This is a genomic window from Thauera sp. AutoDN2, from assembly GCF_051280715.1.
GTDB lineage: Bacteria > Pseudomonadota > Gammaproteobacteria > Burkholderiales > Rhodocyclaceae > Thauera.
The window spans coordinates 1-8,231 of the sequence record NZ_JBNCAR010000057.1; the positions used below are offsets into that span (position 1 = coordinate 1).

General features: G+C 60.6%; 6 protein-coding genes. 4 read left to right on the forward strand and 2 right to left on the reverse strand.

The features are described 5' to 3' along the window. Positions 1–1,224: 1,224 nt before the first annotated feature. The gene (locus ACPT9U_RS16875) at positions 1,225–2,166 is read right to left on the reverse strand and encodes a hypothetical protein (RefSeq protein WP_435751797.1); all 942 of its coding nucleotides are present in this window, start codon (positions 2,164–2,166) and stop codon (positions 1,225–1,227) included. Positions 2,167–2,277: 111 nt separating this feature from the next. Between ACPT9U_RS16875 and ACPT9U_RS16880 the strand changes: the two genes are divergently transcribed. The 4 genes from ACPT9U_RS16880 to ACPT9U_RS16895 all read left to right on the forward strand — a co-directional run bounded on the left by ACPT9U_RS16880 (position 2,278) and on the right by ACPT9U_RS16895 (position 7,267). After that, positions 2,278–2,625 (forward strand): helix-turn-helix domain-containing protein, encoded by a 348-nt coding sequence (locus ACPT9U_RS16880; protein WP_435751798.1) that lies wholly within the window; start codon positions 2,278–2,280, stop codon positions 2,623–2,625. Between the two features lie 244 nt (positions 2,626–2,869). Further along, on the forward strand, positions 2,870–3,766 hold the full coding sequence (locus tag ACPT9U_RS16885) for a TnsA endonuclease N-terminal domain-containing protein (RefSeq protein ID WP_435751799.1): 897 nt from the start codon (positions 2,870–2,872) through the stop codon (positions 3,764–3,766). Beyond that, complete coding sequence (locus tag ACPT9U_RS16890) at positions 3,757–6,003, forward strand: hypothetical protein (RefSeq protein ID WP_435751800.1); 2,247 nt, start codon at positions 3,757–3,759, stop codon at positions 6,001–6,003. Before ACPT9U_RS16885 ends, ACPT9U_RS16890 begins: the two co-directional genes overlap by 10 nt. Beyond that, the gene (locus ACPT9U_RS16895; protein ID WP_435751801.1) at positions 5,993–7,267 is read left to right on the forward strand and encodes an ATP-binding protein; all 1,275 of its coding nucleotides are present in this window, start codon (positions 5,993–5,995) and stop codon (positions 7,265–7,267) included. Before ACPT9U_RS16890 ends, ACPT9U_RS16895 begins: the two co-directional genes overlap by 11 nt. Positions 7,268–7,371: 104 nt before the next feature. Here ACPT9U_RS16895 and ACPT9U_RS16900 read toward each other — a convergent pair. Continuing rightward, on the reverse strand, positions 7,372–8,231 hold an 860-nt coding region (locus ACPT9U_RS16900; RefSeq protein ID WP_435751802.1), incomplete at its 5' end, for a hypothetical protein.

Here is an 8,231-nt window from a genome sequence, read left to right on the forward strand (position 1 = left end):
TTGAGAGGGTTCACAAGATGGCTGCATAACCTATTGAACGTGAACCACTTTTTCGGCAAATTTCAGAAAGGCCATGTCATTCGAGTGCGATGGCCCTGGCCGCGAGGGCCAGTGGACCGACAATCAGGCCCACTGCCCACAGTCCCTTCCGATCCAACACCATCGTTCTCATTAGCCTTCTCCAGGCGGCTCGTACCTCGTGCACTTTGTGACCGTCAAAGCCTGGCTGCGCGGATGCTCACGTCGACTTCGCCGCCCCAGACCATCCCACCGCAGGCTGGCCGTCCATGCAACGCGATCCGACGCATGGAAGGAGCAAACTCGCACCGTCCAATTCCCTGAACCGCCGAGGCAACTTGCGCCCGCGCTCCGCGTGACTCACCACGTCCTCGGGGCGCAACTGGATCAATTTCACCTCGCTACCGACCGGCACGCGCACGGTCACATCGCGCTCTGCCCACCCGCCGCGAGAGTATTCAGCCGTCACCACACAGAGCGCCGTGTCGGGCAATAGCCGCACTGACACTTCCTGCCACTTCAATGCGGCGTACCCAGTCGGTGTGAGGACCAGGTCCGACGTCTCCTACCCCGGCTCCTTTGCGACCCACATGAATCCAAGGACGAGGCCAGCAACAAATCTGATCAGCCGGATGACTAGAATACTGTTGCGATCGATAGCCGTCTCACGCCCCCTAAGTCACCTCGAGCAGGGGAACTCAGTCAGTCTAATCTGCCAGCGTGATACTGATGCGGCTCGGCGCTCATTGTCTCGGCTACGATCTCACGTAGTTCCCCGCCGGAGAACCCCAGACGCGCCGACATCGTTCCATAGGCCTCCTGACTCATCAATGAGTTGCTGCAGGGTGTAACGGCCTCTTCGATCCAAAACAGCCCCCTCAAGTAGACATTAGTGCCAGGCAACGTCGCCCGAGAGGTTCGGGATGCGTAGCCCCTGCACGATTCGCAATGCCCGAACTAGAACCAGGACGCGGCGCGTCTCGCCGGATGGATGCCCCCGCAGTCGCAGTCGACCATCCGATGGCCAAGACCCGAACCTGGACCGGCAGCGATCCGCTCCCTGCTTGCGACGACTCGCATTGGCGTGAGCCAATCCCACCGGGCGTCCTGCGATGCGCGCTTGTATGCCCCACGACCTACGCAGATAGGACAAAGCCATCGCTCAACAGCATGACAACGTAGTCGCGACCGCTGGCATTGGCGTACTCATGACACTTCCTGGCTGGACGCCTCCTCCGGGCCCCTTCTGCCATCGGGCTCCGAGAGCTGCCGGTAGATCTTCGATTGCCAGGTGACCGGAAAGCCGGAGCCGATGATCTCTGACGTACTGTACCGCCGCGCCTCGTTGTTCACGCTTGCTTGTTCATCGATCAAGTGCAGAAACCGCCGTTCGACACGCGCAAGGGCCCCATCCACCCCATGAAGGTGAACGTGTTCCCGCAGGGCCTGCTTGGCCTCCTGCATCCGTTTTCCATCACCGATCAGGGCTGCCTCCCGAACCAGGCCGACTAGCGCTGCCAGTGCGTCCATTCCAGGTCGGGCTACCAGCGGGGGTATCTCCTCGTTGAAGGGTCGATACATCCTCGCATATGTGCTTGCGAGGCCCTTACGCTCGAAAAGCTGCCCGGACACATCTCGCGGTAATCGCAGCAGGGCCAAGTGCACCAAGGTCAGGGGGTCGCCGGCAGCCTGAGTTCGCGGGCGCCCCCGCTTCGGCCGCACTGCTTCGTTGAACGCCTCCCACTCTTGTACCTGTTGGCTGTCGCCCTTCGCCATCGCCTCATCGATCCAGACCTGAGGAATGCGCCCCATGCGAGCGATCCATCGCGGCGAGGACCGAATTGGCTCCCACAGCAGATCAAAGACGGGGTGAAAGAAGCGGTAAGCAACGCCGGGAAATTCCAGCTCGGCGGCGAAGAGCCAGGACGGCTGCCCCCGCTCAGTCCCGTCGACGGCAGGACAACGGCGAAGGAGGAAGTAGTCCCGCACTGAGTCCGGTGACGGCGCAGTCAAGCCATTTTTCTCGTACTGATTTCGCCTGATGCGGCGCTCCAGGCGGCCCACACTGAGCCCCGTGTCCTGGCGCAGGCTGCCTAGACAGTAGGCTGTTCGCATGAGCAGGCCCACGTTCTTGATGCGATCCATCATTCCCTCTGCGCCACGGTGGATCACCGAATATTCGCGCAAAACTGACCACTACCGAAGCTCAAGAAAAAATGTTCTAGTGGCTTTTTGGGATTCCAGCGAGCGATTGCGTGTATGACGCCAGAGCACCTTTTCGGGCAACTCCTTGTGGCCATGCGGGCTGAGAGACGGCAGTCCCAGAAAGCGCTCGCGCTCGATGCAAGACTGGACCAATCGCACCTTGCAGGGATTGAGCGTGGGCGACGAGCCCCGCCAAGCAAGCCAGTGCTGGATAGGCTTTGCAGCGCCCTACACATCGACGACGCCGAGTTGAACACCCTGCTCAGAGCAATCGCTTTGACCAAGTTCGCTCGCGAACTCAAGGGGGATCAAGATTTTGTTGAGGCAGTCGTGAGCTTTGCGCTCCGAGAGGACCCCACGATCTTTCGCAGGGCGAGTACGAGCCGCGCGCAAACGAAGTAGGCCCGACATCTAACCGCTATCTGAATAGGAGAGGCACCCACTTACAGAGTGGCACAGAAAGCAAAAAGCGCCCGGTCTGCCAACCGAGCGCTTTCCTAACTGGGGATGGGAATCCCCTGTACATCTGAGCAATGTCAGGTTACGGACGCGGCCAGCGTCTGTCAATCCCCCATTCCCGCCGTATTCATCGCACAGCCCCGAGCGAGGAGATCGCACGGGCAGACGAACCGGGAGATTGACAGAAATGCGTACGACGAAACGCTTCACGCCCCACATTCTCGAGCGCTATCGCGCATTGGGGCGCGGCACCGGCACATTTGAGCAGTACATCCCCTGGCATCGAGTGAGCCGCAGCGACCCTGCAAGTCGGGGTCGGTCGCATTTGCTTATGTGGCGCGGACGCTACCGCGAGCTATTGAGCGACGGCGAGCTGATTGCATTCTTTTTTGCGACACGACTTCTTGCCCCCGGTGACGATCTACGCGAGCAATTTCCTCTCTCGCTCGGCACCGCCGTACACGAGTTGGCCGCGTACGACGCCCGGTTTGCGTCCCTGAGCCATCCGGGTACCCTTGAAATTGCCGCCGAACTTGGCATCGGTCACCCGCAATGCCACGGGGACGGCCTGCACGCCCCCTGGGTGATGACCACCGACCTCCTGCTAATGCGCCGGGCGGCAGATGGCAAGCGCTCGCTGCTCGCTGTGGCCTGCAAGGACAAGGGGACGCTCAGTAGGCGTTCAGAGGAGCTTCTCCGGATTGAACAAGCCTACTGGGCAAGGCGCGGCGTGGCTTGGTTACTGGTCACCCCGCACCTTTACGAACCCCTTGTCGCGCAAACCCTGCAGCGCACTTGGCCCTGGGCGCTCGGCACGCCTGCCTGCAATCGTGCCCTCGAGCTTGCATGCGCAGCCGTGCATCAATGGTATGGGCATTCGCTGACATTCACACTCCAGCGCATCACCGACGCACTGGGCGACAGTGACGTTGCCCAGCGGGCGCTGTGGCAATCCATCTGGGCAGGACGCCTCGCGGCGGACCTTCGACGAGGGTGGCGCCAGCACATCCCACTACATCTCCTGCCGCAAGCCGATTTCGACGCCCTCAACCCGATTCTCAACGGGAGGTCAGCATGGATCTGATCCATAACGCCGCGATTCGAATCACGACTGGGCTGTTCGAGGGGCTCTACCGCGTTCTCCTCGACGAACCCAGTCTTGGCAAGACTGCCCTGATCAGACTCGATCCGCCGCACGAGGCCAACTCCAGGTCACGCGGCGGGAGGAAACGCCTCCCACACACAAAGACTCCGCGCAAGAATGCGCGCGCTCCGCTCCTGGCGACTGTTCTCTGGCTCGACCGAGATGAACTGCTCAACCAAGGGGATTCAGGCGAGGCGTTCAACGTGGAGTTCGAAATGCCGAATACCCCCGCGCGCGCCCTGAGCGAGAGATCAGCAACGCATCATCGCAATCGTCAGATCGCCGCAGCGCCATTCCTTGACGTGACGACCTTGCGGGATGGGCTTCTGAGCGAGAGCGGCATCGCGAATCTGATCAAGGATGCGATGAAGGCCAGCGGGCTCGGCCGATCGGCCGTCTACACCATATTCTCGCTGCTCTGCCGCTACGGGTTTTCTGAGCGCAGTCTGACACTCGGTTTTCTCCGCTGCGGCGCCCCGGGCAAGCCTCGGCCCTGCGATCCAGAAGGTCGCAAGAAGGCCGGCAGAAAGACCACCAAACAACGAGTTGCTCGCGCGTACGGGATCCTTCTTCCGCCCGACCAACCGGGGACAAGCGCGGAATGGCGAGCCCTCATCCTAGCGGCGGACAGAAAGATCCCCACCCCAAAGCCTCCAATGTCGCAGCGGGTCACACAGATCATCGATAGTGCCTTCGTGAAGCGCTATCACCAGGCGCCCGACGGGACGCTGGTATCTGCCGACCTTGAGCGCGGGAGTTATCCCAACCGCAGGCAGATACGGCAGGTGCTCGAAGTCGGAATTCCCCGGCTGCAGCGGTTCATCGACGCCACGACCAAGGGCCACTACCAACGCGCCCTGCGAGGTCTGCGGGGGTGTAGTCGGCAGGGGGTTGCCGGGCCGGGGCACACGTGGGCGATCGACTCCACCGTCGGCGACATCTACCTGCGCTCGTCGGTCAATCGTGCATGGATCATCGGGCGCCCCATCGTTTACATCATCGTCGATGTCTGGTCGACAGCCGTCGTTGGCTACTACGTGTGCCTCGCGGGACCAAGTTGGGACATGGCAAAGCTCGCCTTGTTCTGCGCGGGATCGGACCCCGCACTAATCGGGGATCTTTGGGGCTATCAGCCCCTGTTCACACTCAAACCGGCGCCCTCGTTATGCGCGCGACTCTTGTGTGATCGCGGGGAATATCTGTCTCAGGCCGCCAAGCAGACCGGTATCGAACTGCTTCCGAGCGAGAGCTATACGCCCCCATATCGGCCCGACATGAAGGGGCTCGTCGAGGTCCTCCATCGAATCGCCAAGGATAAGCAGTACCCCTTTACCCCCGGAGCGATCGATGCACGCAGGGTGGAGTACGAGTTACGGCGGTTCAACCCCAATGAGGCGGCCCTCACTGTTCGCGAGTTCGTGCACCTGCTCGATGTGCATTTCACCGAGTACAACCTCGCAGCATCTCGGGATGGTGATCTCGATGCACACATGAAGGCTGACGGTGTCGCTCCGTGCCCTGCAGGCCTGTGGCATTGGGGGCACGAAGTCGGGATTGGATACCGCCGAGCCGTCTCGAAGACCGACCTGGTTACGGAATTGCTACCGAGCGCAAGTGCGCGAATCAGGCGCAACGGGATCTTTTTCGCGGGGCGTCACTACGAATCCGAGTTCGCAGACGATGCCCAGTGGTCTTCAGACGCTCGCGCATTCGGCGGCTGGAACATCCCGTGCAACTATTTCCCTGGATCTGTATCGCGTCTCTGGACGCCTAAACCAGACGATACCGGGTTGCTCGAACTCATGCTCGCTGACCACTCGACCGCTTCCCATGAACTCACGATGGACGAGGTCGCGGATGCCGAGGCGTTCTACAGGATCGATGCGCCGGACCGCGAACACCAGCGCAATCTGAAACTGCTCTCGGGCCGAGCGCGGCGACAGGAAATCATCGCCAGCGCAAAACGGCTCACCGCCGAGGCGGTTGAACACGCTGGCGGGCCAATACCAACCATGACCGAAGCGCGGGAGCTGGAGCGCTCAACCAGCCCTGTCCCCCCGTCAGCCCCAATCCAAGAAAGTGGGCATCTTCCCATTGACGGGTATGACGAAACCTATCTGGACACGATGCGCCAGATCCTGGAGGGGATGGACCACGCAGAGGGCCATGATGAGTAGAGCAGACTCTGAAAGCCCATATGCAGGGAACATTCTGATCGAGGGGCTTGGCCCCATCCTCACGCGACAGGAGGCGTATCGCGCCCTGATATACCTACCCACCCCGCCACAGAACGCCGCGGACATCCCGCACCACCTCAGACTGCATCATCTGTTGTCGCTGCGCGATCTCCATATTCCAAGTGGCGAGAGTGCGCGCGTACAGCAAACGGTTGATCTGATGACCCGACAGGGTTACCGATACCGCGACCCCACCCAAGCAAAGACGTGGGGCCACGTCGGCGGGGAACACGGGGCGCACAAAACAGCTCGCGCCCCGGCAATGGCCGCACTGGTCGTCGGCCATTCCGGCACGGGGAAGACGGAGTCGATCCTGCGCGCGTTGAACTGCTACCCAACGCAGGTGATCACACACGCCAGTTTCCCGCGGCTTGTTGGCGAGCACCACCAGATGGTCTCGTTAAGTGTGGATGTACCTGCGAGCGGACGCAGCGCAGACCTGGCTGCTAATCTGATGACAGCATGGGACATTGCCATGGATAAGGCGGGTCTCGGTCCGAGCATGCGCTTTGCAACCAACCTTGCGCGCGAGCGACGCGATGGCCAGCGAATGTTGGATGAGTGGAGGCAGGTCGCCCTCTCACACTTTCTGGGCATCCTGCATCTCGATGAAGTACAGAATTTCTTCAAGCTTGCGACCCTCAAGCGGCGGCGTAGCAAGCTTGACGAAGGTGCAGAACTCTCCATCGTCGAGGACCAGTGCCTGCGCTGGATTCTCACCCTTCTCAACACCTGGGAGATCCCCGTCATCCTGTCTGGCACACCCGATGGCGTCGGGGCCTTGACCAAGCGAATGAGCACGATCCAGCGCATCGTAGGCGGTGGCTATCACCACCTCTCACCGTTCAAGAGCCCGGACCACCCGGATTTCAAGGACCTCTTCTTCAGGCAGCTTCTGCGGTACCAGTACGTCAAGCATCCGGTGTCGGATCCTGACGCATTGCGTCATCTGGTAATCGAGCTGACCGCCGGCGTGCCGCGCCTGATCGTCGCACTGTGGTTTGCTGCGCACCGAGTGGCGCTCGAACGCACGGACGACAGCCTGCGTTTGGAGGACTTTCAAAAGGCCGCCTCCCGTTATCTCGCGCCGGTACAAACCGCTGTAATCGCGCTCAGGAGCGGAGACCCAACAAAGATGATGCGCTTCGAAGATCTGATGCCGTTTGACGACGGTTTCTGGGCGACCCTCTGGAGTGCCTCATGAAAATCGTGATCGGCTTCAACGCGCCCTCGGCACGAACAGGCACCAGATAGGTAATCCACACACCGACACCGTGACCAGTGGCCGTCGCCCACAAGCGGACATCGTCATGATCGCTGGGGCTCGCTCCTCAAACCCGCCATCTGTTCAAACGCTTGGCGCAGCGACATGCCCGCGATCCTCAAAGCAGCTTCGAAGCGCTTCAGCTCTACACCCGATCTCTGAATCGCCTCGGAGATCGGGAGATCCTCCATGTAAAACAACCTCACTGCCTCGAGCAGTGGCTCATCAAGGTCGGGCAGCCCCATCGCGGCAAGCCGCGCCTTGCAGGCTTCCCGCTGGACCTCCTGCCTAGGAAGAAAGGCTGCGTAGAGCCCTCTATTTCTTACATAAGCGCGAGCAAGCCGTGACCGCCCAATACGGCTCCGCCGCACCTCAGAGTTCTCGACCTCAGTTTCGGAGGGACAGGACGCGAACAACTCAGCAACATCCTCTTCGCGATCCGCAACAGAGATCGCGAGCGCCAACAAATAACCGGGACCATAGAGTTTTGAACGACCGAGGAAACCGCTCAGGCTACCTGATACAGACTCCTGAGCCGTCCTGCAGAATCCAGGCACGACTTCCCGCATCCATACTGCGGAAAACCGATCCTCCAGCCTAGCCTGAATCTCGGTTTGTGCCCCGAGTGCGCTCGTGACATCCATCTCGCTCACCAGCAGCTTCTTGAGCCGGGCATATGCAATTGAGCTGGATATTGAACACTGATTCTCACCCAGATCAGTGTAGGTCTGCTGGAAATAGCGCTCGCTGTCCCGCAAAAGGCTGCTGACACGATAGGGCTCGCGATCCAATGCTTCCGAAGGAAGTGAGCTGCCCCACGGATTTCGTCTTCCAACGTAGTCGTCGTACGATCGACGCAAAGACAGGAAGAACGACATGAAGCGCATCCCGAAACAGGAATACA

Excerpts from the sequence above, each read along its gene's own strand:
- ACPT9U_RS16885 (WP_435751799.1), top strand. The coding sequence starts at position 2,870 with ATGCGTACGACGAAACGCTTCACGCCCCACATTCTCGAGCGCTATCGC.
- ACPT9U_RS16880 (WP_435751798.1), top strand. The coding sequence starts at position 2,278 with ATGACGCCAGAGCACCTTTTCGGGCAACTCCTTGTGGCCATGCGGGCT.
- ACPT9U_RS16895 (WP_435751801.1), top strand. The coding sequence starts at position 5,993 with ATGATGAGTAGAGCAGACTCTGAAAGCCCATATGCAGGGAACATTCTG.
- ACPT9U_RS16890 (WP_435751800.1), top strand. The coding sequence starts at position 3,757 with ATGGATCTGATCCATAACGCCGCGATTCGAATCACGACTGGGCTGTTC.
- ACPT9U_RS16875 (WP_435751797.1), bottom strand. The coding sequence starts at position 2,166 with ATGATGGATCGCATCAAGAACGTGGGCCTGCTCATGCGAACAGCCTAC.